We start from the raw sequence: 26,760 nt of genomic DNA on the forward strand, positions 1-26,760 counted from the left end.
TAAAGTTAGCTGATGACACTTGTACGGAATATTTTGCTGTGTAAGATGTAACCTCTATTTAACTTATAGACGGTGTAACGGTATTAATCAAAGACTGGTTTTTATCGTTATGGTTATCAAAGTCGCATAATTAGTGTTATTTCAGGAAGTTATACCAAGATGCGCATGAACAGGCATTTAAAATTAGGTAAAGGATTAGTGATATTCGCCTGTCTGATGGTATTGATTTGTATGAATCAACGTGCCGTCGGAGAGCGCCTGCTCGCCAATTTTTTTGTGCCAGATGTCTTAGCTCAAGTGCAAATCAATACTGGGGCTAACCTTTCCTATATCGAACAATCACAAGTAAAACAAGCTGATAGCAGTAGTTCGCATCTTTCTAGTTGTGAACTGAGCGCCAAGTCATTAATGACTTTGTTACCTGTTGTGCTTGAACCATTCTTCTTTATGTTCCTTACTTTGGCTGCGCTAACTTTATTTTGTACTAATCTATTTATATCTAGAGCAAATAATGAAGAGAAGCATGCCCCTCCAAGAGTCAGAAGACACTTACAGTTTTGTAATCTTCGGAATTAACACACAACGAATAGGGACTGGTTTGTGTAATTTATTCTGGAGGAAACAATGCGTTTTTTAATTAATTCATTTTTTATATTTTTTGCACTATTTTCGAGCAGTTTATATGCTGCGGATACGGGGTGGTTGCAACCTGCGAATACGGGGTGGATGAATGACAACACTCCACGACATGCGCAGGTTAGGTTATTAAGTTCGGCGCAGGAAAATGGCAAAGTCGACATTTTGCTCGATGTAAAGCTTGATGAGGGCTGGAAAACCTATTGGCGTTCACCTGGTGAAGGGGGCGTTGCGCCTGAAATTGTGTGGTCATCACCTGTTGAAGCAACGGATTGGCAATGGCCAACACCAGGGCGCTTTGATGTCGCAGGTGTTTCAACTCAAGGTTACATGGGGGATATTGCCTTCCCCATTACAGTAACAAGTCATGAAAAGTTGGATAAACTTGAAGGTACGTTAACATTATCAACGTGTAGTAATGTTTGTATTTTAACCGATTATCCGTTTGAGCTCGATTTAACAGAGCCTGTTCCTGCTGACTTTACTTGGGCGTTTAATCAAGCCAAAGGTGCAGTTCCACCATCAAGTGGTTTAGTTGAGCAAACCAAAGTTGGTTTTGCGAATGATAAGCTAATCATTGAATTGCAGAAAAGCACAGGCAACGCGTGGGAACAACCGAATATTTTCACTGATGTGGTTGAAGGGGCGGCACTAGGCGTTCCTGTTATAGAAACATCAGGTGACCATTTAACAGCAACAATAGATGTCGGTGATGATTGGGGGGGCGATTCTCCCGATTTAACCGGAAAAACCCTCTCTTTTGTTGTTGCAGATGGTGATATTTCACAGCAAGTTAGCCATCAAGTTAGCCCATTTACTGGCACGATAGCGTCTAAAGTGAGCAGTGCTTCTTTATGGCAGGTGATGCTATTTGCCCTTTTAGGGGGGCTGATCCTTAATCTAATGCCGTGCGTACTTCCGGTGTTAGCAATGAAACTTGGCTCTGTATTGATGGTACCTAATGGTGAGCAAAAGACCATTCGCCGTCAGTTTTTATTGTCCTCTCTCGGTATTCTAGTTTCCTTTTGGTTACTGGCGCTCTTGATGACGTTATTACGAGTCGGTCAACAAGCTGTCGGTTGGGGAATTCAGTTCCAAAACCCGTGGTTTATCGGCTTTATGGTGCTGGTAACGGCGTTATTTACTGCGAATTTATTTGGCTTATTTGAAATCAACCTCGGTAGTAAGGCCAATACACGCTTGGCGACAGCTGGTGGTCATGGTAACAGTGGCCATTTTTGGCAAGGGGTATTTGCGACATTACTGGCAACGCCTTGTTCTGCACCATTTTTGGGCACCGCAGTGGCCTTTGCACTGGCAGCGCCAATGGAAGAGTTGTGGCTGATCTTCACGGCATTAGGTGCCGGTATGAGTTTGCCATGGCTACTTATAGCGGCTTTCCCAGTTATTTCTCGCTTACTACCAAAGCCTGGTATGTGGATGCTGAAGCTGCGTGCCGTTCTTGGGTTAATGATGCTGGTATCCAGTTTATGGTTAATTAGCTTATTAATACCACATTTTGGTGTCACTACCTCGACCGTGATTGCTGTCGTTTTCTTAGTGTTATTAGTGGTCTTTATCGCGATAAAACGCGGTGTAAGGGCGGCTATCTTACCATTTATATTATTTGCCGCTTTTGCTGGTGGGTTTGTTTGGATGACACAAGAACAGCATTCCGGTAGCCGTTCTCTTGTTAAAGATACCGTAAATTGGCAACCTTTGACTGAACAAGCGATTACGGCTGCACTGGCGGATAACAAACGTGTATTTATTGATGTCACCGCGGAATGGTGCGTAACCTGTAAGGCAAATAAATACAATGTACTGCTAAGGGATGATATCCAACAGCTGCTTAGTGAACCTGATGTTGTTGCTTTACGTGGTGATTGGACCAAACCTTCACCTGAAATTACGGCATTTTTACAAAAACGTGGGCAGGTTGCTGTTCCATTTAATCAAATTTATGGCCCTAACTTGGCCGAAGGCGAAGTACTGTCAACAATACTTGACCGTGAATCGCTAATATCCGTTATGAATCAGGCCAAAGGAGCCACAAAATGAAAAAAACAATTTTAGCTGTTTTATTTTCGTCACTAATGATTGGGTCAGTAGCACAAGCAGCACCTTTGAGTGCGGACCAAGAAGCACAAGTGCGTAAATTAGTGCGTGATACTTTGGTTGAAAACCCAGAAATTTTGGAAGAAGCGATTGTTGCCCTGCAAGCAAAACAAGGGGAAAAACAGCAAGCTCAAATGAAAGAAACCTTAAAAGCAGAGCAGGACGCTCTGTTTAATGACCCAACCAGTCCACGTATCGGTAAAAAAGATGCCAAGTTAGTTTTGGTTAACTTTACTGATTTTAACTGCCCATTCTGTAAGCGTTTCGACCCTCAACTGATGGATATTGTGAAAAAATATCCAAATGATGTGGCAGTGGTAATCAAATATTTACCATTTAAAGGCCAAACATCAATGGATTCAGCACAGTTAACCATGACATTGTGGCAAGAAGATCCGAAAGCATTTGAAGCTTTACATCACAAGTTTATGCAAAAACAGGGCATGCTATCAGATGCAAATATCAAAGATGCTCTCAAAGCTACTGGCAACGATAAATTGAAAGCGAGTGATAAGAGCCGTGATGGTATTCGCACTAATATGATATTGGCAGAAAAATTGGGCGTGAATGGAACACCAGCAACATTGGTGGGTGATGAGCTGATCCCAGGCGCTATTGATGCACAGCAGTTTGAGGCGGTAGTGAAGGAGCAGCTCGCTAAGCTCAAATAATCCTCGTTATCCTCGTCATACTTCGCGCTGTGGCGTTGTTGGCTTCGTTTACTAACCCTAGTCACATACTGATGTATGCTCCTAGGGCTTAGTTTCACTTGCCGCCTAGCCACAACACGAATTATTTAGAGGATAAAGAAAGTTTAAAGAGGAAATAATCCAAACTCTAGAATTAGAGGATAAAAATCAAATATCTTAAATAAGTACTAGAGCATCAATTTCAATTGAATGTTTTGGTTTCTTACATCTTTGATTTGTACTATTTGATAACAAATAGGTAAATAACGGTATGAATAGACTAAAAAAGTGGTCTAAAGAAATTATTGTTTTGGCAATTATTTTATTTATTGCCTTTACGGTGATGGATTTATGGCGCAAGCCACAAACCCTTGCGCCCGTATTATTGGAACAGCACACGCTAGTGAATGGTGAGAGCGTTTCTCTAGCTGAATTAAGCAAAGAAAAACCAATACTGGTTTATTTCTGGGCGACGTGGTGTGGGGTATGTAATTTGACTTCGCCAACGGTATCAGAATTAAGCCAATCAGGTATGCCAATTATTTCAGTAGCGATACGCTCAGGTGAAACATCTCGCTTAATCAAGGGAATGGAAAATAAGGAATTAACGTTTCCTGTGATTAACGATACCAGTGGTCAGCTTTCCAATGCGGTTGGGGTCAGCGCAACTCCTACATTTATGGTGATTGATAACGGTGAATTAGTTAGCTTTACATCGGGTTGGACTAGCTCTTATGGTCTAAAAATGCGTATGTGGTTGGCATCTTTTTAACTTTCTACCATCCCCTTTGACCTAAAAAAGGGGACTTTTCTGCCTATAAGTTTAATTTATCATTATGGTAAACTCATTCGGCTATATAAATAATAAAATAGGTGAATGGGATGGTTATGTTTAAAAAAGTGGTTGGATTATTTCTAGGTGCGGTATTAATTACGGGATGCTCCCCTGAGGTGGAAGAAAAAACAACAACGAAACAGCCGTCAGAAACGATAAAAAATTCAAAAATAGAACAGCGTTATGATGAAATAAAAGCCAATTCGACAGAAGATAAAATCAATGCTTTTAATGCAAAAGGGGATGATGACCCAACGATGTTACGGGGTATTTTTCTGTCTGATATGGCTAAATCCTTACCTATGTTAATCGACGATGTAACACTATTGACGGAAGTGACTGCTAAAAATGGCATGTTATTTTACCAATATACTATCAAAGGGATCCCTGACAATATATTGGAAGGTGATAACTGGCAGCAAAATATGCGTGAGATTTTAAACCGCAACTACTGTGATAAAAATGCAGGCATGGATATATTGCATGAAATGTTCCCCGAAGGTATTACGCATAATTATCATAAGTCTAACAAACTCATTTTTACCTATATTGTGACCCCTGCGATTTGCCAATAGCATTCATTAGAGCGCCTGATAATATTTATTTATCAGGCATATCAATTACTAAAATTCTAAATTACGAATAAAACGGTAATCCGCGGATTGTGGTTTTAAACGATACAAATTAGCGGGGCGGCCGCGCTCGTGGCGTTTTTCTCCGGTATCAATCAACAAATCCGCTTGTTCGAGTCGGCGCCTAAACGATTTATTTTGCAAAGGCTTACCAATCAAAACTTCATGGACATGTTGTAGTTCAGCTAAGGTAAAAATGTCAGGGAGTGCGAAACCTGGAACGATTGAGTAGAGTGATTTTTGCTTTAGACGTTCTCTTGCTTGTTGATAGAGTTTGAAGTGGTCAAATGCAAGAGAAAGTTGATCAATTTCATCAATAGAGACCCATTTTACAGAATCCACTGTATCAATATGCGCTTCGCAGGCTTGGTAAGCAATTAGAGCAGTATAGCAAACAGTGACAGACCAGCCTCGAGGGTCTCGTTGGTGGTTTCCTTCTGTACAAAGTTGCTCAACATAGGGGGGAATAACCCCCGTTTTTTCTTTCAGCTTACGTAAAACAGTCTCTTCTAAATTTTTATCATTTGTTTCATCAATAAAACCACCCGGCAGCCCCCACTTTCCTTTTTCAGGAAAATTAGCGCGCTCGACAAGTAATACTTTCAGCGTGTTTTCATGATAGGTAAATACTACAGCGTCGACAGTGATAAGCGGTGATAGAAATTTTTTTCTATCGTAGTGAGCTAAAAATTCTTTTTCATTCATTTGGTTATCACTCAAAGTCTGATTGGCATTGATGAATAAACTATACGCTAAAAAACAGTTAATGTCATTAAGACAATTATTGCTTGACTAATTAATGTCTATAGGACAATAATTAATTAAGGTCATAAAGACAATAATGAGGGATCCACTATGATTAACTTTAAATATTTCAAAGCAGACTCATCGACTTTTGTTATTCAATCAGTGAATGGGAAAGTGCGTAAGCAAGGTAAGGGGCTCAGTTTTTGGTATAACTCCGATAAAACGTCCATTGCGGCGCTTCCATTGAATGCACAAGAAGCCCCATTTATTTTTAATTTACAAACAGCTGATTTCCAAAGTTTACGTATTCAAGGGCAAATTTCTTTTCAGGTAAAACAGCCCGAAAAAACAGCGGACGTCTTAAATTTTAACTTATCTAAGGACGGGAAAAGTTACGCTTCAGAAGACCCCATTAAATTAAATGATCGAGTTGTACGAGCAGCTCAAACCGTGATCCAAGCCAAAATACAAACCACTTCACTGCGGGACGCATTATTAATTAGCCAATCATTAGTTGTTTTGGTGAGCCAGCAACTCGCCGTACAGGCGGTCATAGAGTCTCTAGGTATTGAAATCTTGGATGTTTCTATCTCAGCCATTGCACCGTTACCTGAAACGCTTAAAGCATTAGAAGCACAAGCGAGAGAATCCATACTGAAAGAGGCTGATGATGCCATTTATGCAAGACGCAAATTTTCTGTCGAACAAGAGCGCACAATCAAAGAAGCGGAATTAGAAACCGACTTATCTGTTCAAGCCAAAGAACAACAAATTGAAGAGGCGCGCCTTGATAATGAGCGGAAAATATTGCGAGAGCGAGCAGAAATCGAGCAAGAGAAGTTAATCGCACAAGTGAATGCAGAAGCAAAACGTAATGAATTGGTTGCGCTTAGTGTTGAAAACCAACGCATACAGTCGGATGCAGATGCTTACTCTATTGAATCTAAAATGAAAGCCTATAGCCAATTACCGGTGGAAAACTTAAAAGCATTAGCGTTAGCGAAAATGGGACCAGAACAATTGATGGCGATGGCATTTGAATCATTAGCACAAAATGCCGGTAAGATTGGTGAGCTCAATATATCGCCTGATTTATTTGGCCAGCTAATGAAGAAAGGGGGTAAATAATGCAAAGGAATAATGACGTACGTTTTGTCTTAGTGATGCGTAAAACACGTTTGCAGGAATTGATTGAGCGCTTTAATACTTGGCCTCAAGCTAAATTTTACTTGGAACACAACCATGTTGAGGTGAGTGACTACTTAAATGAACATGACTTATATCAACGCCAATTAATACAAGCCGAATCGATATTGAAATCATTAGGTAGATTTCAATTATTGGAACGAAAATTATTACCTAGTTACCAATTTTCTAAACACGATATTGTTATCGTGATTGGCCAAGATGGTTTAGTGGCGAACACCTTGAAGTACTTAAACGGACAACCCGTTATCGCTATTAATCCAGATCCTGAACGGTGGGATGGTCAGTTGCTTCCTTTTGAAATAGGCCAATTGCAGGAAGTGGTGATGAATACCTTAAAAGGAAAAATAGAGCAAAAAATGGTGACTTTCGCCCAGGCAACGACCAATGACGGGCAATCGCTACTCGCGGTGAACGATTTATTTATTGGTCCGAAAAGCCACACATCGGCACGTTATTTATTAAATTGGAATGGGGAGCAAGAGTTTCAATCATCCTCTGGCATTATTATATCGACAGGACTTGGGTCAACAGGTTGGTTTCAATCTATTTTAGCGGGTGCGCAGGCAATTATGGGGGGAAATAATCATCCGTTGGCAAAAGGATTTGGCTGGGGAGAAAGTAAATTACAGTTTAGTGTTAGGGAGCCATTTTTAAGTAAAACAACAGGAACGAGATGGGTATTTGGTACGATTGAGCCGGGTAGCCCGTTAGCTGTTGAATCATTAATGCCCCATAACGGTGTTATTTTTTCCGATGGCATTGAAGATGATTTCTTACAATTCAATTCAGGTTGTATTGTGACAGTGAAAATTGCGGATCTACAAGGGTTACTGGTTGCATAGTCAATTACCCCACCTCATTGATAGGTACTGAGGTGGGGCCAATATCGTTATTTTTGGCGCCTATTCATAGCAAAACCGAGAATACCAAATATAACGACCACTCCCCACATCGGATAATGACTCCAACGTGCGTAAGGTGTTAGTCCAGTTGTTGGTGTGACTTCAGTGGCAAGCGCCGCTGTTTTAAATTGCGGTAGCATGTCTTGTATTGAGCCATCTGCACTGATCACCGCAGTTATCCCGTTATTGGTAGAACGTAATAATGGGCGTCCCAATTCTAATGAACGCATGCGCGCCATTTGGAAATGCTGCCATGGGCCGATAGACTGACCAAACCATGCATCATTGGAGACGGTAAGTAAGTAATCGCTATCAGGTTTAAAGTTATCCCTGACTTGTGTACCTAAAATAATTTCATAGCAAATAGCGGCAGTTAGATGAATATTACCAACCGCTAATTGCGCTTGCTCATAATCGCCACGGCTAAAACCTGACATCGGCAAATTAAAGAATGGTGCGATAGGGCGCAGCAAATCTTCTAAAGGTACATATTCACCAAATGGCACTAAATGGTGTTTGTTATAGCGGTTTTTAGATGGATATAAATACGGGTTTTTATCTCCTAATACAATGATTGTATTATAAAAAGTATATTCACCGTCTATCGGGCGTGCATCCACAATTCCAGTAATTAACTGGGTGTTTGACTCTGCCAATAATTGGTCGAGAGATTTAAGCCACGTTTGGTTATCGAGCTCAACAGAAGGCACCGCTGATTCAGGCCAAATAATCAAAGACGCTTTTCCGATATAAGGGCGAGAGAGCTCCATATAGGTGTCTTTGGTTTTTTGTAAGAAGCTGGCTTCCCACTTCATTGATTGGGGAATGTTGCCTTGAACCAATGCCACTTCCATTTTCTTGCCTTCAAGGGGGGTAAACCATTGTACATTTTTGGCGATTAATGGGGCAAAAATTAAGGCAGCTGCAACGGCGAGCGAGATAAAGCTGCGACGTAGGATAGCGAGTACTAACAGACCACTAATGCTAAATAAAAGCAATGTGATCATTTCTACCCCAAATATAGGGGCGAGAGCTTTCATCGGCCCATCAATTTGGCTATAACCAAATTGTAGCCATGGGAAGCCAGTTAATACCCAACCACGCAGAAATTCAGTGACTTGCCAGAGAGCTGGCGCCATAAAAACGAAACGCCAAATATTGGCTTTAGGAGCAAGCTTAGCCAGTAAACCACCAAATAGGCCAGTATAAAGCGCAAGGTAAGCGGCTAATAAAATAACAATAAATACGTTTACAGGGCCCGGCATGCCACCAAAATCGGCAATACTTACGTAAACCCAGTTAACACCACTACCGAATAAGCCAAATCCCCAAGCGAAGCCAATAGCAAAAGATTGTTTGGCTGTACGCTGCAAGGTCAGTAGTTGGAGGAAAAGGATAGAAAGCAGTGCGGCAGGCCAGATGTCGAAAGGCGAAAAAGCCAGTGTTCCACTGGCTCCGAAAATTAAAGCCAGCAGTAACCGCAACCGCTGGCTTTGATAAATAAACGTTGAGTTCATTAAGTCTGTTCTTCTTCCAAAGTTGGAACCGGAGCGTCGTCTGGAATTTTCACGTGAAGCAGAAGGATCCTGCGGCTGTCAGCCATAGCAACTTTAAATTGGTAGTTATCTATCGTGATGACTTCACCACGGGAAGGCAGGTGTCCAAAGGCTTGCATAACGAGGCCACCGACGGTATCGACTTCATCGTCACTAAAATGAGTCCCAAAGGCTTCATTGAAATCTTCAATCTGTGTAAGGGCTCGGACAGAATATGAATGACGGCTGAGTTGACGAATATCAACATCGTCTTGGTCGTCATATTCGTCTTCAATTTCGCCTACGATGAGCTCTAAAATATCTTCAATGGTCACTAGACCAGAAACGCCACCAAACTCATCGATCACGATAGCCATATGATAGCGTTGAGAGCGGAATTCTTTGAGTAGTCTGTCTACTCGCTTACTTTCAGGGACAACAACCGCTTGGCGTAATACCTTATCGATGCTAAAAGGCTCTGCGTCGGTACGCATAAATGGCAGTAAATCTTTTGCCATCAATAACCCTTCGATATGGTCTTTGTCTTCACTAATAACAGGGAAGCGTGAGTGAGCAGAGTCAATAATGACATCAAGGCACTCATCAAGCGTTTGATTACGTTTTAAGGTAACAATTTGGGAACGCGGGATCATAATGTCGCGTACGCGCTGATCCGCGATATCCATTACCCCTTCAAGCATTTCGCGGGTATCAGGATCGATCAAATCGTTCTGTTCAGAGTCGCGGATTAATTCGACTAAATCATCACGATTTTTAGGTTCACCATGGAATAGGTGATTTAACAGTGCAAAGAACCCTTTCTTAGGACCAGGGTTATCGCTACTCGAAGAGTTATCGTCGCTCATGGCGGTTAATTTAATATTCCTCAAAAAAATACTCGTCATACTTCGAACCGCAGCGTTGTTGGCTGAACTCACTTACCCTAGTCACATACTTGTGTATGCTCCTAGGGATAAGCCTCGCTGGCCGCCTAGCTGCAATTCGAATTATTTAGAGTATTCACTCGTCGTATTTCGAACCGCAGCGTTGTTGGCTGCACTTGGTGCAAAAGTAGCCCAAGTTAAAGTATTTGGAGCTTAGGTTAGTTAATAAAAACAGCTTACTGGATTCTTTTTTAGCATAAAATTGACGGTTTATCTGCAAAATAACCGTCAATTTTTTGTAAAGTAATGCTTTCTATAAGAAAGACATCTCAAAAAATTATAGTTAGGTCACTCTTTTTCTGCAAGGTATGGGTCTTCATAGCCCAATTCAGCCAGAATTTCGGTTTCTAAACCTTCCATTTCTTCAGCTTCATCATCTTCAATATGATCATAGCCTAAAAGATGAAGGCAACCATGAACAACCATGTGCGCCCAGTGTTCTTCTGCCGTTTTTTGTTGCTCAATAGCTTCTTGTTCAACGACTTGGCGACAAATAATTAAATCACCGAGCAAAGGCAGCTCAATTTCTGGCGGAGCTTCAAAGGGGAATGACAACACGTTAGTCGGTTTGTCTTTGCCACGATAGGTTAAGTTCAAGTGATGGCTTTCAGGCTCATCAACTACCCGAATAGTGACTTCACTTTGCGCTTGGAATTTAGGTAAAACAGCGGTTAACCAACGCTGAAACTCGGCTTCCGAAGGTAAACCATCAGGGTTTTCACACGCAATTTGTAAATCGAGAATGATGTCAATGCCACTCATTTATAGGTTTTCCTGCTTTTCAAATTGCTTCTGTTGTTCTTTTTCTTCACGTAATTGTTGGCGACGTTTATTGTCTTGTTCTTCCCATGCTTCATAAGCCATGACGACTTTTGCAACGACGGGATGGCGAACCACGTCTTCGCTGTGGAAGAAATTAAAGCTTAAATCATCCACTTCAGAAAGCACTTCAATGGCATGACGTAACCCTGATTTACTACCGCGAGGTAAGTCAACCTGAGTAATATCACCCGTCACAACCGCTTTGGAATTAAAGCCAATACGTGTTAAAAACATTTTCATCTGTTCGATGGTGGTGTTTTGGCTCTCATCTAAAATAATAAAAGCATCATTCAACGTACGGCCACGCATATAGGCCAGCGGCGCGACTTCAATAACATTACGCTCAATCAGTTTTTCAACTTTTTCAAAGCCTAACATTTCAAATAGCGCATCATAAAGTGGACGTAGGTAAGGGTCGACTTTTTGGCTGAGATCTCCCGGTAAAAAACCCAGTTTCTCGCCTGCTTCAACCGCTGGACGGGTGAGCAAAATACGACGAACCTCTTGGCGCTCTAACGCATCTACAGCCGCTGCGACCGCTAAGTAGGTTTTCCCTGTACCCGCAGGGCCAATGCCAAACGTTATATCATGGTCTAAAATATTGGCGATATATTGCGCTTGATTTGGGGTGCGTGGTTTGATCACACCACGTTTAGTTTTAATATTCACCGCTTTACCGTAGTCAGGAATGCTATCGGCAGATTGCTCTAAAACGCGGCTATCCATAATGGCTAAGTGAATGTTTTCAGGGTCGATATCAGGGATCACACCGCGCACGGGCGCGGTATCGACATACAGTTGACGCAAAATTTTGCTTGCCGCTTGAACATTCAGTGGCTTACCCGATAACTTAAAACGGTTATCACGGCGATTAATTTCGATAGCAAGACGGCGTTCTAGCTGCTTGATATTATCGTCAAATGGCCCGCAGAGGCTCATTAAACGCTGGTTATCTGCGGGTTCTAGAAAGATCTCTTGTGTTGCGATTTGCAAATTTTTTGTCTCGGTCACTGAATATCCTATGGTTGCGGCTTAGGGTTGAAAGCTACCAACACCTAGCTCATCTTCTTTACGGGTACGTGCAATAACAGACTCTGGCGATTCATGAACGCGAAGACCCATTTGGTCTTCTGTACGAATGACTTTACCGCGTAATGAGTTGGTATAGACATCCACAATTTCGACATCCACAAATTTACCGATCATATCCGGTGTGCCTTCAAAGTTTACCACACGGTTATTTTCAGTACGTCCAGACAGCTCCATGACGTTTTTACGTGATGTTCCTTCAACTAAGATACGTTGAACGGTTCCCACCATTTGTCGGCTGAAGCTTAACGCCTGCTGATTAATACGCTGTTGCAGTAAGTATAGACGCTGTTTTTTCTCATCTTCAGTTACATCGTCAGGTAAATCTGCTGCTGGCGTGCCAGGACGTGCGGAATAGACAAAGCTGTAGCTCATATCAAAATTCACGTCTGCAATCAGTTTCATGGTTTTTTCGAAGTCATCGGTTGTTTCACCGGGGAAGCCCACGATAAAGTCTGAGCTGATTAGAATACCAGGGCGTGCTTCACGCAGTTTGCGAATAATGGCTTTATATTCGAGTGCGGTGTGTGCACGTTTCATCATGGTCAGGACGCGGTCTGAGCCACTTTGCACTGGGAGGTGCAAGAAGCTGACTAATTCAGGGGTATCGCGGTAGACTTCGATGATATCGTCAGTAAATTCAATTGGGTGGCTAGTGGTAAAGCGCACACGGTCGATACCATCGATAGCCGCGACTAAACGCAGTAATTCTGCAAATGAGCAAATTTCACCATCAAAGGTTTCACCGCGGTAGGCATTCACGTTTTGACCTAGCAAGTTAACTTCACGTACACCTTGTGCAGCTAACTGCGCGATTTCAAATAGAATATCATCACAAGGGCGGCTAACTTCTTCACCACGGGTGTAAGGCACTACGCAGAAAGTACAATACTTGTTACAGCCTTCCATAATCGAAACGAATGCGGTTGGGCCTTCAGCACGAGGTTCTGGCAACCGGTCAAATTTTTCAATTTCAGGGAAGCTGATATCGATAACTGGGCTGCGCGTACCTTGAACTTGGTTTATCATCTCAGGCAAACGGTGCAACGTTTGCGGGCCGAAAACGATGTCAACGCTTGGCGCACGTTGGCGAATAAAATCCCCTTCTTGTGAAGCGACACAGCCGCCTACACCAATAATAATGTCAGGGTTTTTGTCTTTAAAGAATTTCCAACGACCAAGTTGATGGAAGACTTTTTCTTGTGCTTTTTCACGAATTGAACAGGTATTAAGCAGTAATAAATCTGCTTCTTCTGCAACTTCAGTGAGTTGATAACCATGGGTATTTTCTAATAAAGAAACCATTTTGGATGAGTCATACTCATTCATCTGGCAACCCCAAGTTTTAATGTATAGCTTTTTATTCGTCGACATGTCGTATATCCGGTGTTTTCGAAGCGGCTAGTGTAATGGACTCCGAAACGCGTTGTAAATCCAAAGTCCTACCCTTTATATTTGGGAAGTCGCATGCATTTTGATTAAGGACATCATTGTATGATGGGATAAATGCAAAGATATTTAAAATAATATCACTACACGAAATCTAAGGGCAGGCAATTTGCCTATTGTTTTAAAATTAGCACGTATTGTATTCATTTGCGGCATCAGTGACCAGAGGATGTTGCAAAATTGTGGTTGTTTTTTGTGCAAATTAAAGTGTTTTCAGTAAAATACACTATTTGTAAGGTTATAAAGAAGAGGGAAACCAATGACCTCTAAGTCTTCAATGCCTATATTTCCTGTGAGAATCATCATTTTTCGGTACAATACCTTTATCAACGTGGTCACTGTTATCAAATAATAACCTTTATTAAACAGAGACCTTTATTAAACAGTAAATAGTAGCGAACGTATGAATAAATTAATCGAATCTTATGATGTTGTCGTCGTTGGTGCAGGTATGACTGGCGCGGCAGCAGCATTGGGCTTTGCTCAAGAAGGCATGCGAGTCGCTTTGCTTGAAAAAGCACAACCTGCGGCCTTTGACTCACAAAGTGCTCCTGATGTTCGTATTTCTGCGATTAGCCGCGCTTCTGTTGAATTGTTGGAACAATTAGGTGCTTGGCAACATGTGAAAGCAATGCGGAGTGCGCCATATCGCCAGTTAGAAACATGGGAAGAGCCCGATAGCAATGTGGTTTTCGATGCTCAAAGCCTTGGGTTGCCTGAACTCGGTTTTATGGTAGAAAACCGTGTGTTACAACTTGCATTGTGGCAAGAATGTGAAAAATACAGCAATCTAGACCTTGTCTGTCCTGCGAGACTTATCAATTTATATCAATCTAAGCAGCAAAAAGAGTGGATGTTAGCATTAGATGATGGCCGAACTTTGCAGGCTAAGCTTGTTGTCGGCGCCGATGGTGCGAACTCGCAAGTTCGCAAAATGGCAGGGATTGGTAGCCGAGGCTGGCAGTATCGCCAATCATGCATGTTAATTAGCATTCAAACACAACAGCCTCAGCAAGATAAAACATGGCAGCAGTTTTTCCCTTCAGGGCCTAGGGCATTTTTACCTCTGTATGATAATTGGGCTTCATTAGTCTGGTATGACAGTCCCGCAAAGATTAGGCGTTTACAAGGTATGTCAATGGAACAGTTAACTGGAGCGGTTTCTGAAGCCTTTCCTGAACGTTTAGGGCCGATTACGGCGATAGCTTCCGGGGCATTTCCACTGACCCGCCACCATGCAAGTCGATATGTGATGGACGGATTAGCACTGATTGGCGATGCAGCCCATACCATCAACCCATTAGCGGGGCAGGGGGTGAATTTAGGCTACCGAGATGTTGATGCTCTGCTGAAAGAAGTGGTTTACGCGCGTGAATACATACAGCCTTGGCATTCCCTTGATGTATTAAAACGTTATCAACGCCGTCGTTTGCCTGATAATTTAATCATGCAAGCTGGAATGGATGTGTTTTATATGGCATTTAGTGAAAAGTTACCGGGATTGAAAATAGTTAGGAATCTTGGGTTGATGGCGGCACAGCGCGCCGGAGAAGCAAAAAAACTGGCGCTGAAGTATGCGTTAGGGTTATAGAACTTATCTTAGATATATAAATAGGCCGCAAATTAGCGGCCTATTTATTATTAAATGGAGAAGTTAGTGCTATTTATTATTGGCTAAATCAATCGGCTGAATGTTGCTTGTATCTGTATTGATGTTGTCATCTTCAGTAATCACTGAATCTAAAGTTTCATTTTTTGCTGAAAAGGCATGAGCCAGCTTTTCTGTGTCGAGTTCTTTTTCCCAACGTGCAACAACGATACACGCACATGCGTTGCCGACTAAGTTAGTTAAAGCGCGGCACTCAGACATAAATCGGTCGATACCTAAAATAAGCGCCATACCTGCAACAGGAACGCTTGGTACCACCATCAAAGTGGCTGCTAAGGTAATAAAACCTGCACCCGTTACACCAGCTGCCCCCTTCGAGCTTATCATGGCAACTAGCAGCAATGAAATTTGTTCCCAAATAGTCAGTTCAATATTGGTGGCTTGGGCAATAAATAATGCGGCCATCGTCATGTAGATGTTGGTGCCATCAAGGTTGAATGAATAACCAGTAGGGATCACTAAGCCTACAACAGATTTTTCACACCCCGCATGTTCCATTTTTCGCATTAAACTTGGTAATGCGGCCTCAGAAGAAGAAGTTCCTAATACTAACCAGAGTTCATCTTTGATGTACTTAATCAGTTCAATGATTGAGAAACCGTTATATTTGGCTACCGCCCCCAACACCAGTAAGACAAATAGCAGTGATGTTATATAGAAAGTCATAATCAGCATCATTAAGTTGCCGATAGAGGATATTCCATATTTACCAATGGTAAATGCCATTGCACCGAATGCCCCGATAGGGGCGAGTTTCATTAGCATCGCCACCATCTTGAATACAGGCTCTGAGAAGTTTTGTAGCAGTTTTACTATTGGCTCACCGTGTTTACCTGTTGCTGCGAGTGCTAATCCGAAAATGATAGAAATAAACAGAACTTGTAGGATGTTACCGTTGACCAATGGACTAATGACGGTATCAGGGATGATATTCATCAAAAAGCTGACAATCGAGGATTCGTGTGCTTTTTCAACGTAGGTGGCAACTTTGCTGCTATCCAAAGTCGCAGGGTCAATATTAAGCCCCGAGCCTGGACGAATGATATTCGCGACGATAAGACCGATGATGAGAGCAATTGTCGAGAAAGTGATGAAGTAGAGCATTGCTTTACCTGCGACACTTCCCACGGCCTTCATGTTTGACATCCCTGATATACCAGTGACAACAGTTAAGAAGATAACTGGCGCGATAATCATTTTAACGATTTTGATGAATGCATCACCAAGCGGTTTTAATGACTCTCCAATGTCTGGAAAAAAGTGACCAAGTGCTATACCCAGAACGATGGCTACTATCACTTGAACATATAATATTTTATATATTGGTTGCTTTATCATGTTTCGCATAAATTTTCTCTGTAAAAATGTTGCGTTTGGTAATTTATAATTATTAGGTTTAAAACTTTTATTAGAGTTTTTGGGAGCTAATTTAGTTGGAATGGAGGAAGGGGCTGAATTCATTAGTACCAGGGGGTGATAATAATTTGACTGGTAATAATCATACCTAACTACAATTCTAGGGAAGGTTACCACTTTAAATGGTTACATAGAAATGATTGAAGTCACATATTTGATAGAAAAGTTACCCAAACGTAAATTTTATAGGGTAAATGTTGCCCTAAGATCACTTTTAGCGATTAAGTTGCTACTTATTTAGTGGTGTTGGGATTAAATAAATAAAGATATCGCCAAAAAATAATCAGTTAAGCTAAAAAACAGAGGTGAAAATATAGAAAACAGTGGAAATGAATCCCCTGTTTATTAAAAAACGAACGTGTCTGCTGTTTTTTTATTTTTTATTTCATTTATCAATAAAAGTGATAAGAGAGATTAGAGGTAGGGTTTTGTACATAAATACGTTATGCCTAAATGCACTGCGGGGTATTAAGGGAAATCTAATTTATGGGGGATTAAAGAGAGAATGGCTGGGGTACCAGGATTCGAACCTGGGGATGCCAGGATCAAAACCTGGTGCCTTACCGCTTGGCGATACCCCAACAAAAAGAAATGGTAGCTACGACGGGATTCGAACCTGTGACCCCAACATTATGAGTGTTGTGCTCTAACCAGCTGAGCTACATAGCCATTATAATTTCTTTGAAATGATTGTTTGCAACAAGAAGGGAAAGTAGATGGCTGGGGTACCAGGATTCGAACCTGGGAATGCCAGGATCAAAACCTGGTGCCTTACCGCTTGGCGATACCCCATCCGGGAAATTCTACTATTGATTGTATTAAGATGGCTGGGGTACCAGGATTCGAACCTGGGAATGCCAGGATCAAAACCTGGTGCCTTACCGCTTGGCGATACCCCAATCTTAAATTCAATACTACCGAGAAGGAAATGGTGCGGGAGACAAGACTTGAACTTGCACACCTTGCGGCGCCAGAACCTAAATCTGGTGCGTCTACCAATTTCGCCACTCCCGCAAAATAATGGTGGCTATGACGGGATTCGAACCTGTGACCCCAACATTATGAGTGTTGTGCTCTAACCAGCTGAGCTACATAGCCATCTTTTTTTGCATAACCTTCGTCGGCGTTGCGGGGCGCATTATGCTAATTACAGACACGACAGTCAACAGCTTTTTGCACTATTTTTCAGAAAATGCGTCTGTTTGTTTGATGAATAATCATTTTGTCGATAAAGCCAGCAAAAAACAAGCCCATATTTGAAAAAAATCACTTTTTATCTTACCTGTTAGATAAATGTAATTTGGTGACGCGTGAAGTAATACAGTGAAAGGGCGCAAAAATTTGTAACAGGAACAAAGCAGGAAGAATACGAAGCGATTGAAAAATAGCCTATGAAACGAAACGTTCAAATTATTGCTAATAAAAAAGCAGGTATCTCGACCTGCTTTAAAGAAAACAACGGTAAAAATTAGCTTTCAAACAGTTTTTGTAATAATTCACCATTGAGCATCGCGCGTTTTGTGAGAGCGAAAGCGCCTATTGCCGAGTTGTGAACCAACTGTGATGTCACGATAGGGAGATTTTCCCGAAACCCTTTTAAGGCTTGTGTGTCAATGCAGCTTTGAATCGCGGGTAATAGAATTTGTTCCGCTTCCGTGATATCCCCCGCAATAACAACTTTTTCAGGGTTAAATAAGTTGATTGTGATAGCAATCGCTTTACCAATTTGACGACCAACGTGTTGAATAACTTCCGTGGCAAGCGGGTCTCCTTTATTGGCGGCTTGGCAAATATGGGAGATCGTGCAAGTTTCCAGTGTAAGGGCGCTTGAATAGCCTTGTTCTAAACGTTGTTTTACGCGAGCTTCAATTGCTTGGTTTGAGGCAATGGTTTCTAAACAACCAAAATTGCCACAGTGGCAAAGCTCACCAAGTGGGTCAACTTGGATATGGCCGATTTCTCCGAGATTACCTCTATGGTTGAGCAATATCTCTTTATTGATGACTAAACCAGCTCCTGCGCCTCTGTGGATACGTACGAGAAGTGAGTCTTCGCAATCACGGGTTGCCCCAAAATAGCTCTCAGCGAGCGCTAGGCTGCGAATATCATGCCCTGCATAACACGTTATTCTAAAGTGTGCTTGTAAATTGTCGATGAGATGCCAATTGTCGACTTTAATATGCGGCATGTAGTAGACAATTCCACTATTTGGGTTAACTAACCCAGGGAGAATAATTGAAATTGCGATCAACTCTTTTAAGCGTTTTTGGTTGTGTTCGATAAAATCTTCAAGGGCGGCAATCAGCTTTTGTTCCACCGCTTGCTGAGAGGGTTCAGTGATAGGGTAATGAGCATCGATAATCATTTTGCCACCTAAGTCGTACAAGGCGATGGTGGCATCATAGCGGCCTAAGCGGACGCCAATCGTATGAAAATTTTTGTGCTCAGAAACAATAGATATGGCACGACGGCCCCCAGTGGAGGCCTGTTGGTCAACTTCTTTAATTAAACCACGTTCGAGTAGCTGGCGAGTGATTTTAGTTACACTGGCTGGGGCAAGTTGGCTTTGCTCCGCGATTTGAATTCTTGATATCGGGCCATGTTGGTCAATTAAACTATAGACAACAGCGCTATTTAGTTGTTTGACGAGATCAATATTACCAATTTGCTTCAGCGAGTGGCTTTGATTCATTAGCTAGTTACTCATTTTTTGTAGACTTCTGCTCCGTTAACATAGGTTGCGAGGACGTCGAAGTCGTGGTTAAACGCGGTTAAATTCGCAATTTTACCCGGAGCGATAGACCCTAAAGTCTCATCAACTCCTATGGCTCTTGCGGGGTAGAGCGTTGCCATTCTCAGTGTTTCATCTAATGGAATACCCACGTACTCTACACTGTTTCTCACTGCTTCTATCATGGTGAGTGATGAGCCGCTGAGTGTGCCATTTTCATCTACACATAATCCATCGCGGTAGTATATGGTTTTACCTGCGAAGATAAAATGATCCATTTCACCAGTTTGAGGATCTATTCCTGCGGGCGCGGTGGCATCAGTCACTAAAATTAATTTATCACCTTTCAAGTGTTTGCTATTACGGATATTTGCCCATTGGACATGTAAGCCATCAGCGATAATTCCTGCATACACTTCAGGAGTGTCATAAATAGCCCCGACTAAACCCGGACCACGGCCTGAAATATATGGCATGGCATTGAAAAGGTGCGTTGACAAGCGAATTCCGGCTTTAAAACCCAGTTTGGCTTCTTCATATGTCGCATTTGAATGTCCAGCTGAAATAACAATGCCGGAGTCTTTCAGTTGATGAATGTAATCAAGCTCAACCATTTCAGGCGCTAATGTGATCTTCGTAATCGCATCTGCATGAGCAGCTAAATAATCAATCATCTGCCCGGATGGTTGACGGATAAATTCAGGGTTATGTGTGCCTTTTTTAATAACATTAATATATGGGCCTTCTAAATGAAGCCCGAGAGCTTGGTTCTTATGGTCTTTTAAGTATTCGGTCATGACCTCAATACCATGCTTCATTAATTCGTCAGAGCACGTAATTAACGTTGGCAGGTAACTGGTACATCCCGTACGCTCATTGGCTTTTTGCATGATATCCAAATTCTTTAATGTGACATTTTCTTTATTATCATTGAATTGGACACCACCACAGCCATTGACTTGCAAGTCAATAAAACCAGCAGATAGGGTTGCACCTTGTAGGTCATGTTGTGGAATATCGGAAGGTACTTCAGAGACAGGACAAACATCTTTGATGATTTCACCATCGATGATGACCGCATGGTTATCCAGTCTTTCATGACCTGTATAAATAATGCAATTTGTTAATGCATACATGGCTTAAACTCCTGACCTCTGTAAGGTGGGTCACCGATCAGCCTTCGCTGATCGGGTGATTGATAAACATAATATTAGTTAAACTTTTCAATAATTTCAGATTCTAGCTGTTTGAAATATTTAAGCGTTTTGACTTTTAATTCGAGTGTTGCGGGTTCATCACAGACGATCAGTGCTTTTGGGTGCATTTGCACGCAGCTTACTGTCCACATATGGTTGATTGAACCTTCTACCGCAGCATGAACTGCATTTGCTTTATTCGCACCAGTCGCGAGTACCATTAACTCTTCAGCGTCCATTAATGTGGCAACCCCCACAGTTAAAGCGAATTTTGGTACTTGGTTGATATCATTATCAAAGAAGCGTGAGTTCGCTTGGCGTGTTTCGGGTGTTAATGTCTTAATACGGGTACGAGAGTTCAGTGAAGAACCGGGTTCATTAAAAGCAATATGGCCGTCGTTACCTACGCCGCCCATAAATAAATTAATTTTGCCGTAAGATTTAATTTTATCTTCATAGCGTTGGCACTCTGCATCAACATCTGGGGCATTGCCATTCAGTAAATTGATATTTTGCGCTTGAATATCGATGTGGTTAAAGAAATTCTCATGCATAAATGTGTGATAGCTTTGAGGATGATTAGCTGGAATACCAATATATTCATCCATATTAAATGTGACCACATGCTTAAAACTGACTTTTCCTGCGTTATATAAAGCAATCAGAGCTTTATAAGTAGCAAGAGGGGTACCGCCTGTTGGTAACCCAAGAACGAAAGGGCGCTCAGCAGTAGGGTTGAATGCGTTGATTTTATCAGCGATATACTGTGCGGACCAAATGCCGACATCATGCGCATTGTTAAGTGGAATTAGCCTCATGTCTCAATTACCTCTAATAAGTCTGTGAAATCTTTCATATATATATGTATCCCTGATGTTATTCATTAGATATAGGAATACTCGTTATACTACAAATTTATTACGCGCTGGTGTTGGTATACAGTGCCGTTTTAACGGCGACACCTGCATTTTAAACGCGCTGAGAATATACAGGTTAATAGTATAAAAAAGTTATTTTTAATCATAAAATAAGTTTTCAATAATAGCTAGTAATTTAGTCATATCGGTAACTCTTTCGTTGACATTTATCACAAATCGAACCTATTTATTTTGCATCGCGAAACAATTAATTTAGACTATAAAATTGATACTCTCAATAACCTAAATTATGATTTAGGTGTGTGAACAATAAGATCCCGTAAATGGGGCAAAAATAGGGCTATAAAGGGGGAGTTTGTGAATATTCTTAGCTACTTACAGCGGATTGGTAGGGCACTTATGGTGCCAGTTGCAGTACTACCAGCCGCAGCAATCCTGATGGGGATTGGCTATTGGATTGACCCAGATGGTTGGGGAGCCAATAGTGCAATCGCGGCGTTACTGATTAAATCGGGCGCGGCTATTATTGATAATATGTCCGTGCTATTTGCTATTGGTGTTGCTTATGGGATGTCAAAAGATAAGGACGGTGCGGCTGCACTGACCGGTTTTGTCGGCTTTTTAGTGGTGACAACACTGTGTTCTCCTGCATCTTATTCCATGATCATGAATGTTCCGTTGGAAAGCGTTCCTGCGGCATTCGGTAAAATAAATAACCAGTTCGTGGGTATTTTAGTTGGGGTTTTGTCTGCGGAATTGTACAACCGTTATAGTGGCGTAGAGCTACCAAAAGCGTTGTCTTTCTTTAGCGGCCGTCGCCTTGTACCAATTCTGACATCATTCTTAATGATCATCTTAGCCTTCATACTGATGTATGTGTGGCCAGTGGTCTATAACGGTTTAGTGTCTTTCGGTGAAAGCATTAAAGACTTAGGCTCAGTGGGTGCGGGGATTTACGCATTCTTCAACCGTTTATTAATTCCTGTTGGTCTTCACCATGCACTTAACTCAGTGTTCTGGTTTGACGTTGCAGGGATCAATGATATTCCAAATTTCTTAGGCGGTGCTAAGTCAATTGATGCAGGCCTGGCAACGGTGGGGATCACGGGTCGTTATCAAGCTGGTTTCTTCCCAATTATGATGTTTGGTCTACCTGGTGCGGCATTAGCGATTTACCACTGCGCACGTCCAGAAAATAAGGCAAAAGTTGCTGGTATTATGATTGCTGGTGCGTTTGCTGCATTCTTCACCGGGATCACTGAACCGCTCGAATTCTCTTTCATGTTCGTGGCACCGATTCTGTATGTAGTCCACGCATTGTTAACCGGTATTTCGGTTTATATCGCAGCAACAATGGAATGGATCTCAGGATTTGGTTTCAGTGCTGGTTTAGTCGATATGCTATTGCAATCACGTAACCCACTAGCTGTTCAGTGGTATATGTTGATTGTCCAAGGCTTAGTCTTCTTCTGCATCTACTATGTCATTTTCCGCTTCATGATCCGCAAATTCAACCTGTTAACACCAGGCCGTGAAGAGAGCGCAGGTGATGAAACGATTGATGGTTATGACGAAAGCATTAGCCCTGCTGATAGCAGTGACAGCGATATTCAAAAAGAAGCTCGCCAATATGTTGCAGCGGTGGGTGGTAGCGACAACATCGTCAGTATTGATGCCTGTATCACTCGTTTACGTTTAGGTGTTAAAGATTCAGCGGTTGTTAACGACGCCATGACAAAACGTTTAGGGGCTTCAGGTGTTATCCGCTTAAGCAAACAAAATGTTCAAGTGATTGTCGGTACACGTGCTGAATTGGTGGCAAAAGCAATGACTGAAGTGATTGCAAAAGGCCCAATTGCAGGCTCTGCTCCAGTTGCAGTAGCTGAAGAGAAAAAAGCCGCAGAGCCTGCAAAAGCAAAAGGTAATGTGATTTTATCTCTGGTTGCGCCAGTGAGTGGTCAAGTTTTCTCACTTGATGATGTGCCAGATGAAGCGTTCTCTAGCCGTATTGTGGGTGATGGTATTGCCATCAAACCAACAAGTAGTGAAGTGTTAGCCCCTGCATCAGGTACGGTAGTGAAAATTTTCGAAACTAACCATGCATTCTGCCTTGAAACAGAAAATGGCGTCGAACTCATTGTCCATATGGGTATTGATACCGTTGCACTGAAAGGCGAAGGTTGTGCACGTTTAGTGGAAGAAGGTGCGGAAGTGACTGCCGGAACACCAATTCTGAACCTCGACCTCGCGTTCCTTGAAGCGAATGCTAAATCAATGATTAGCCCAGTTATCATCAGCAATATCGATGACTTCGCGGGTGTCGAGATTTTAGTTGAAGGCGACGTGAAAGCAGGCGAAACGGTTATTTATAATGTTCTGAAATAATTCAGCTTAATATTATAAGTGAGTAAGAGGGTGGCTTAGGCCACCCTCTTTATTTATGTAGTTTAAATAAGAAAAAGATAATCATATAGGGCATAACAAATAATGATAATCAGTATAAATTGAGTTTGGTTTATAAATTAAATATAATTAATTGTTAGCTTTGTGGAGAGGCTGAAATACGAGAGTAATTAAAATAAAAGTGCCTAAAAGCAATATAACAAAGAATCTATACGGAGAAAAATGGGATTTAAAATTCATTTGGTTTGATAAACAAACCAAATGAATATGTTGGTGAAGAGTATTCTCTTGACTTAGGGGATGATGGTAGCATTATAGAAAAAACTATTAACCCTGAATAAAATATTATTATAATGGTTGTTTTGATGTACTTTCTGATTGGGTCTCTAATCTTCAAAAGCATATAAAACATAAAGTTAAATTTAATAAATATGATTATCAAGTTTCATTAGATTATCGAGAAGAATGGTAATTATTTATATTTATAAATTATTAGTAAATCATTTAATTTGCTTGTTTTTATGCAGGTTAATATTTCCCCATAAAAATGGGGGCTATTTAAAATAATTGGTAATTTATTTATTTAAAATAAAGATAAAAATCTGTGGAAATATTAGGGATTTATTCAAAGTAATAACATAAGGAATATGTATTATGACAGAGTCAATAAAGCACCTACAGATCCATAAACTAGAAGATATGAATATACATAGAAACTTAGGCGCAGGTCATGACCCGATGCAGATAGGGCCACCCAGCATAACCATTCATGTGGCGCCTAAAGGTAGTCCAATTTACAATCAGTTAGGAGAAGACACGGGGAATACATCACAATGGGGACATACCTATATTAGTATTCGAGGCATTAATCCTGTGACACATAGTTATGAACAAATTAGCATGGGACTTAGTCCAGGAGAAGATTGGGGGTCATCAAAAGATAATTTGTCTTTTAATGATCATGTTCGTTATAAAAGTGCTTCCACATTGACGATAACATCAAATAATCAACAGTTTTTTAGTCATTTCAATAATCTGTATACGGCTATGCATGATTATAAAACAGGAAAAACGCAGCCTCCGAATTATAATCCATTTAGTTTAACTGGGGAAAAAACGTGCGGTAAATTTGTTCAGTCAGAGCTAGAAAAAGCAGGCATGCAAGGCATTAATATCCCTTTTTGGCCTGATGATGTTTATGAGAACTTAGACAATTTGGCTGATGATTACGAAACACCATTAGTAATTGACTTAGGTGGTAATGGTGTACAAACTTTAGTAGAAAGTTTTGGCGTTGAATTCGATTTTAAAGGAAATGCAATTAAGTCGCGAACAGGCTGGGTACACCCAGATGATGGATTACTGGTGTGGGATAAAAATAAAGATGGCATGATTAATTCAGGTAACGAATTGTTTGGTAACAATAGCCTACAGATTAGTAATACACAACTGAAAGATGGCTTTTCTGCTTTATCTGAATTGGACAGTAATACTGATAGAACTATTAATTCAAGTGATAAGTTTTGGTTGGAGTTAAAAGTCTGGCAAGATAAAAATTCGGATGGTATTAGTCAATTCCATGAATTAACAAATTTAAGTAATATGGGCATTAACGCAATTGAGTTGAATGCAAATGAGCTCAATTTTTATGATGAGAATGGTAATTTCCATAAATTAATGGCTAAGGTAAGTTGGGATAATAATAAGCAAACTGAAATCGTTGATGTATTATTTCACCAGCGAACGAATACGATTAATTTACAACAAAATTTTAATCAACTTATTGATAATATCGTTGGTTTTTCATTCCCCTCAAATGATGACTGTATCTTTTTAATTGCAGACACCATAACAAGCTATCCTCATGCAACTTCACTTTCTACCAATGATTTAGGAAAAATCTCGTGAGGTTGCTTTCATGGTCTATCGTTATAGGAGCGTTCATGATAGGGACTCCAACTTGGGGAGGAAATACAAATCCTCCTTTAATTCCAACTGTAAGAGATCGTCTATATACCATTGGGTATAATGAAACAGAACTACGTTATGACCCAGACCTACCTAAAAAAGTTTCTTATCCTGCAAACCAACAGCAAGTGCTTGAGTTATATCATCGGGCATTAAAAAATAATAATGAAGATGATAATTATGTTTTGTTTTCTTTTTTCAGAATTGGTTGCACCGATTTTAAGCATTTACATAATGTGAAAGCTGCAAAAGAAGAGTGTGCACTGGCAAATTTCTTTTTGAAGAGAGTATTAAAAATTAATTCTAACAATGGGTTAGCTCTGTTATTTACAGGGGTAAACTATCAGCATGGTAATGGGGGGGAAATAAATATGCCAGAAGCAATTTCATATTATGAACGAGCTTACCACCTTCATGGTAATAAGGTACTTGTCGCAGGAAAAAATCTTTCGACGATTTATTTACATGGACTCGGCGGGATCCCTCAGGACTTTAATAAAGCTAAATACTATTTAGAAATGGCCGCAAGAGATAACCCAAAGGGGCAAGATGCATATTACCTCAAGAATTTTGATACATATGTTGATTTACTCAAAATATCAAATGAAGGTGATAAATGTAAGCAACAAAACCCGAATAACCGTATCTGGGTAAAAGAATGTAATGATAAAGTAGAAAAGAAAATAGAAGCGTACTTAAAAAAACATAGAGGAAATCAGAAAGAGAAAGATGCGATTGGTTAATTTATCAAAATTTTATTTTATGACTAATATGAAAGGTAGTTATGAATAATACGTTAAAAATTGCATTTATTAATAACATTGGCGAAATCTCAAACAAGGTTGTCAAGTTTGCATAAGCAAGGGGCTTTTTTCATCGATAAAATATTTTC

Annotated in this window: 23 protein-coding genes and 6 tRNA genes; 13 read left to right on the top strand and 16 right to left on the bottom strand. The window is 40.9% G+C overall.

The genetic code is table 11. The features are described from left to right. The first annotated feature begins 165 nt into the window (after positions 1-165). From PR800_RS14410 to PR800_RS14430, 5 genes are all read left to right on the top strand, one after another. Positions 166-576 carry a metal resistance protein gene (locus tag PR800_RS14410; RefSeq protein ID WP_102138528.1) on the top strand — a complete coding sequence of 137 codons (411 nt, stop codon included), beginning with the start codon at positions 166-168 and terminating at the stop codon, positions 574-576. 48 nt (positions 577-624) lie between these two features. Beyond that, complete coding sequence (locus tag PR800_RS14415; protein WP_166266289.1) at positions 625-2,697, top strand: protein-disulfide reductase DsbD family protein; 2,073 nt, start codon at positions 625-627, stop codon at positions 2,695-2,697. After that, a complete protein-coding gene (locus PR800_RS14420; protein ID WP_102138303.1) occupies positions 2,694-3,425 on the top strand; it encodes a DsbA family protein in 732 nt (243 codons plus the stop codon). Before PR800_RS14415 ends, PR800_RS14420 begins: the two co-directional genes overlap by 4 nt. Positions 3,426-3,714: 289 nt before the next feature. Then, positions 3,715-4,215, top strand: a complete 501-nt coding sequence (locus PR800_RS14425) for a protein disulfide oxidoreductase (protein WP_094961804.1) — start codon at positions 3,715-3,717, stop codon at positions 4,213-4,215. Between the two features lie 110 nt (positions 4,216-4,325). Continuing rightward, positions 4,326-4,853 (top strand): protein K, encoded by a 528-nt coding sequence (locus tag PR800_RS14430; protein ID WP_210844630.1) that lies wholly within the window; start codon positions 4,326-4,328, stop codon positions 4,851-4,853. Between the two features lie 48 nt (positions 4,854-4,901). Here the strand turns inward: PR800_RS14430 and PR800_RS14435 are convergent, their stop codons facing one another. Then, positions 4,902-5,615 carry an NUDIX hydrolase gene (locus PR800_RS14435; RefSeq protein ID WP_210844631.1) on the bottom strand — a complete coding sequence of 238 codons (714 nt, stop codon included), beginning with the start codon at positions 5,613-5,615 and terminating at the stop codon, positions 4,902-4,904. A 150-nt stretch (positions 5,616-5,765) separates the two neighbouring features. Here PR800_RS14435 and PR800_RS14440 point away from each other — a divergent pair, with 150 nt between their 5' ends. Both PR800_RS14440 and PR800_RS14445 read left to right on the top strand, forming a co-directional pair. Next, complete coding sequence (locus tag PR800_RS14440) at positions 5,766-6,785, top strand: SPFH domain-containing protein (RefSeq protein ID WP_272531087.1); 1,020 nt, start codon at positions 5,766-5,768, stop codon at positions 6,783-6,785. After that, the gene (locus tag PR800_RS14445) at positions 6,785-7,708 is read left to right on the top strand and encodes a sugar kinase (protein ID WP_102138307.1); all 924 of its coding nucleotides are present in this window, start codon (positions 6,785-6,787) and stop codon (positions 7,706-7,708) included. The genes PR800_RS14440 and PR800_RS14445 overlap by 1 nt, the downstream gene beginning before the upstream one ends. A gap of 47 nt (positions 7,709-7,755) precedes the next feature. Here the strand turns inward: PR800_RS14445 and lnt are convergent, their stop codons facing one another. From lnt to miaB, 5 genes are all read right to left on the bottom strand, one after another. Continuing rightward, entirely contained in the window at positions 7,756-9,285 is a 1,530-nt protein-coding gene (gene lnt, locus PR800_RS14450) for an apolipoprotein N-acyltransferase (RefSeq protein ID WP_239978926.1), read from the bottom strand. Further along, complete coding sequence (corC, locus tag PR800_RS14455; protein WP_102138309.1) at positions 9,285-10,169, bottom strand: CNNM family magnesium/cobalt transport protein CorC; 885 nt, start codon at positions 10,167-10,169, stop codon at positions 9,285-9,287. Before corC ends, lnt begins: the two co-directional genes overlap by 1 nt. A gap of 366 nt (positions 10,170-10,535) precedes the next feature. Next, a complete protein-coding gene (ybeY, locus tag PR800_RS14460) occupies positions 10,536-11,009 on the bottom strand; it encodes an rRNA maturation RNase YbeY (RefSeq protein WP_094961810.1) in 474 nt (157 codons plus the stop codon). Next, positions 11,010-12,062, bottom strand: coding sequence for a PhoH family protein (locus PR800_RS14465; protein ID WP_094961837.1), 1,053 nt, complete (start codon positions 12,060-12,062; stop codon positions 11,010-11,012). It abuts the gene before it with no gap. 39 nt (positions 12,063-12,101) lie between these two features. Beyond that, on the bottom strand, positions 12,102-13,532 hold the full coding sequence (gene miaB, locus PR800_RS14470) for a tRNA (N6-isopentenyl adenosine(37)-C2)-methylthiotransferase MiaB (RefSeq protein WP_094961811.1): 1,431 nt from the start codon (positions 13,530-13,532) through the stop codon (positions 12,102-12,104). A gap of 478 nt (positions 13,533-14,010) precedes the next feature. Here miaB and ubiF point away from each other — a divergent pair, with 478 nt between their 5' ends. Beyond that, complete coding sequence (gene ubiF, locus PR800_RS14475) at positions 14,011-15,198, top strand: 3-demethoxyubiquinol 3-hydroxylase (RefSeq protein ID WP_102138310.1); 1,188 nt, start codon at positions 14,011-14,013, stop codon at positions 15,196-15,198. Between the two features lie 69 nt (positions 15,199-15,267). Here the strand turns inward: ubiF and PR800_RS14480 are convergent, their stop codons facing one another. From PR800_RS14480 to nagB, 10 genes are all read right to left on the bottom strand, one after another. Beyond that, positions 15,268-16,611, bottom strand: a complete 1,344-nt coding sequence (locus PR800_RS14480; protein WP_242685803.1) for a dicarboxylate/amino acid:cation symporter — start codon at positions 16,609-16,611, stop codon at positions 15,268-15,270. Between the two features lie 587 nt (positions 16,612-17,198). After that, positions 17,199-17,273, bottom strand: a tRNA-Gln gene (locus PR800_RS14485). A gap of 11 nt (positions 17,274-17,284) precedes the next feature. Continuing rightward, positions 17,285-17,361: transfer RNA gene (locus PR800_RS14490), tRNA-Met, on the bottom strand. A gap of 48 nt (positions 17,362-17,409) precedes the next feature. Continuing rightward, positions 17,410-17,484 (bottom strand) — tRNA-Gln (locus PR800_RS14495). Between the two features lie 32 nt (positions 17,485-17,516). Further along, a tRNA-Gln gene (locus tag PR800_RS14500) sits at positions 17,517-17,591 on the bottom strand. 30 nt (positions 17,592-17,621) lie between these two features. Further along, positions 17,622-17,706: transfer RNA gene (locus tag PR800_RS14505), tRNA-Leu, on the bottom strand. A gap of 7 nt (positions 17,707-17,713) precedes the next feature. Continuing rightward, positions 17,714-17,790: transfer RNA gene (locus tag PR800_RS14510), tRNA-Met, on the bottom strand. Positions 17,791-18,160: 370 nt separating this feature from the next. Beyond that, positions 18,161-19,384 carry a DNA-binding transcriptional regulator NagC gene (nagC, locus tag PR800_RS14515; RefSeq protein ID WP_102138312.1) on the bottom strand — a complete coding sequence of 408 codons (1,224 nt, stop codon included), beginning with the start codon at positions 19,382-19,384 and terminating at the stop codon, positions 18,161-18,163. Between the two features lie 11 nt (positions 19,385-19,395). After that, complete coding sequence (gene nagA / locus PR800_RS14520) at positions 19,396-20,559, bottom strand: N-acetylglucosamine-6-phosphate deacetylase (protein WP_272531088.1); 1,164 nt, start codon at positions 20,557-20,559, stop codon at positions 19,396-19,398. 74 nt (positions 20,560-20,633) lie between these two features. Further along, complete coding sequence (gene nagB, locus PR800_RS14525) at positions 20,634-21,437, bottom strand: glucosamine-6-phosphate deaminase (RefSeq protein ID WP_102138314.1); 804 nt, start codon at positions 21,435-21,437, stop codon at positions 20,634-20,636. Between the two features lie 417 nt (positions 21,438-21,854). Between nagB and nagE the strand changes: the two genes are divergently transcribed. From nagE to PR800_RS14550, 5 genes are all read left to right on the top strand, one after another. Next, on the top strand, positions 21,855-23,882 hold the full coding sequence (gene nagE, locus PR800_RS14530; RefSeq protein WP_102138315.1) for an N-acetylglucosamine-specific PTS transporter subunit IIBC: 2,028 nt from the start codon (positions 21,855-21,857) through the stop codon (positions 23,880-23,882). Between the two features lie 263 nt (positions 23,883-24,145). Further along, entirely contained in the window at positions 24,146-24,241 is a 96-nt protein-coding gene (locus tag PR800_RS14535) for a colicin E3-like toxin immunity protein (protein WP_256372928.1), read from the top strand. Further along, complete coding sequence (locus tag PR800_RS14540) at positions 24,238-24,372, top strand: colicin E3-like toxin immunity protein (RefSeq protein ID WP_256372929.1); 135 nt, start codon at positions 24,238-24,240, stop codon at positions 24,370-24,372. The genes PR800_RS14535 and PR800_RS14540 overlap by 4 nt, the downstream gene beginning before the upstream one ends. Positions 24,373-24,554: 182 nt before the next feature. After that, positions 24,555-25,808, top strand: coding sequence for a hypothetical protein (locus PR800_RS14545; RefSeq protein WP_166266313.1), 1,254 nt, complete (start codon positions 24,555-24,557; stop codon positions 25,806-25,808). Positions 25,809-25,843: 35 nt separating this feature from the next. Further along, positions 25,844-26,611, top strand: a complete 768-nt coding sequence (locus PR800_RS14550; RefSeq protein WP_166266316.1) for an SEL1-like repeat protein — start codon at positions 25,844-25,846, stop codon at positions 26,609-26,611. The last annotated feature ends 149 nt before the right edge of the window (positions 26,612-26,760 follow it).

It is taken from the genome of Providencia sp. PROV205, from assembly GCF_028479505.1.
Lineage (GTDB): Bacteria > Pseudomonadota > Gammaproteobacteria > Enterobacterales > Enterobacteriaceae > Providencia > Providencia huaxiensis.

What these genes read in the sequence shown, in the direction of transcription:
- PR800_RS14430 (WP_210844630.1), top strand. Translation starts at nt 4,326, where the DNA reads ATGGTTATGTTTAAAAAAGTGGTTGGATTATTTCTAGGTGCGGTATTA.
- nagC (WP_102138312.1), bottom strand. Translation starts at nt 19,384, where the DNA reads ATGAATCAAAGCCACTCGCTGAAGCAAATTGGTAATATTGATCTCGTC.
- PR800_RS14545 (WP_166266313.1), top strand. Translation starts at nt 24,555, where the DNA reads ATGACAGAGTCAATAAAGCACCTACAGATCCATAAACTAGAAGATATG.
- PR800_RS14415 (WP_166266289.1), top strand. Translation starts at nt 625, where the DNA reads ATGCGTTTTTTAATTAATTCATTTTTTATATTTTTTGCACTATTTTCG.
- miaB (WP_094961811.1), bottom strand. Translation starts at nt 13,532, where the DNA reads ATGTCGACGAATAAAAAGCTATACATTAAAACTTGGGGTTGCCAGATG.
- nagB (WP_102138314.1), bottom strand. Translation starts at nt 21,437, where the DNA reads ATGAGGCTAATTCCACTTAACAATGCGCATGATGTCGGCATTTGGTCC.
- PR800_RS14435 (WP_210844631.1), bottom strand. Translation starts at nt 5,615, where the DNA reads ATGAATGAAAAAGAATTTTTAGCTCACTACGATAGAAAAAAATTTCTA.
- PR800_RS14550 (WP_166266316.1), top strand. Translation starts at nt 25,844, where the DNA reads ATGATAGGGACTCCAACTTGGGGAGGAAATACAAATCCTCCTTTAATT.
- PR800_RS14440 (WP_272531087.1), top strand. Translation starts at nt 5,766, where the DNA reads ATGATTAACTTTAAATATTTCAAAGCAGACTCATCGACTTTTGTTATT.
- ybeY (WP_094961810.1), bottom strand. Translation starts at nt 11,009, where the DNA reads ATGAGTGGCATTGACATCATTCTCGATTTACAAATTGCGTGTGAAAAC.
- PR800_RS14410 (WP_102138528.1), top strand. Translation starts at nt 166, where the DNA reads ATGAACAGGCATTTAAAATTAGGTAAAGGATTAGTGATATTCGCCTGT.
- lnt (WP_239978926.1), bottom strand. Translation starts at nt 9,285, where the DNA reads ATGAACTCAACGTTTATTTATCAAAGCCAGCGGTTGCGGTTACTGCTG.
- PR800_RS14425 (WP_094961804.1), top strand. Translation starts at nt 3,715, where the DNA reads ATGAATAGACTAAAAAAGTGGTCTAAAGAAATTATTGTTTTGGCAATT.
- PR800_RS14420 (WP_102138303.1), top strand. Translation starts at nt 2,694, where the DNA reads ATGAAAAAAACAATTTTAGCTGTTTTATTTTCGTCACTAATGATTGGG.
- corC (WP_102138309.1), bottom strand. Translation starts at nt 10,169, where the DNA reads ATGAGCGACGATAACTCTTCGAGTAGCGATAACCCTGGTCCTAAGAAA.
- nagA (WP_272531088.1), bottom strand. Translation starts at nt 20,559, where the DNA reads ATGTATGCATTAACAAATTGCATTATTTATACAGGTCATGAAAGACTG.
- PR800_RS14445 (WP_102138307.1), top strand. Translation starts at nt 6,785, where the DNA reads ATGCAAAGGAATAATGACGTACGTTTTGTCTTAGTGATGCGTAAAACA.
- ubiF (WP_102138310.1), top strand. Translation starts at nt 14,011, where the DNA reads ATGAATAAATTAATCGAATCTTATGATGTTGTCGTCGTTGGTGCAGGT.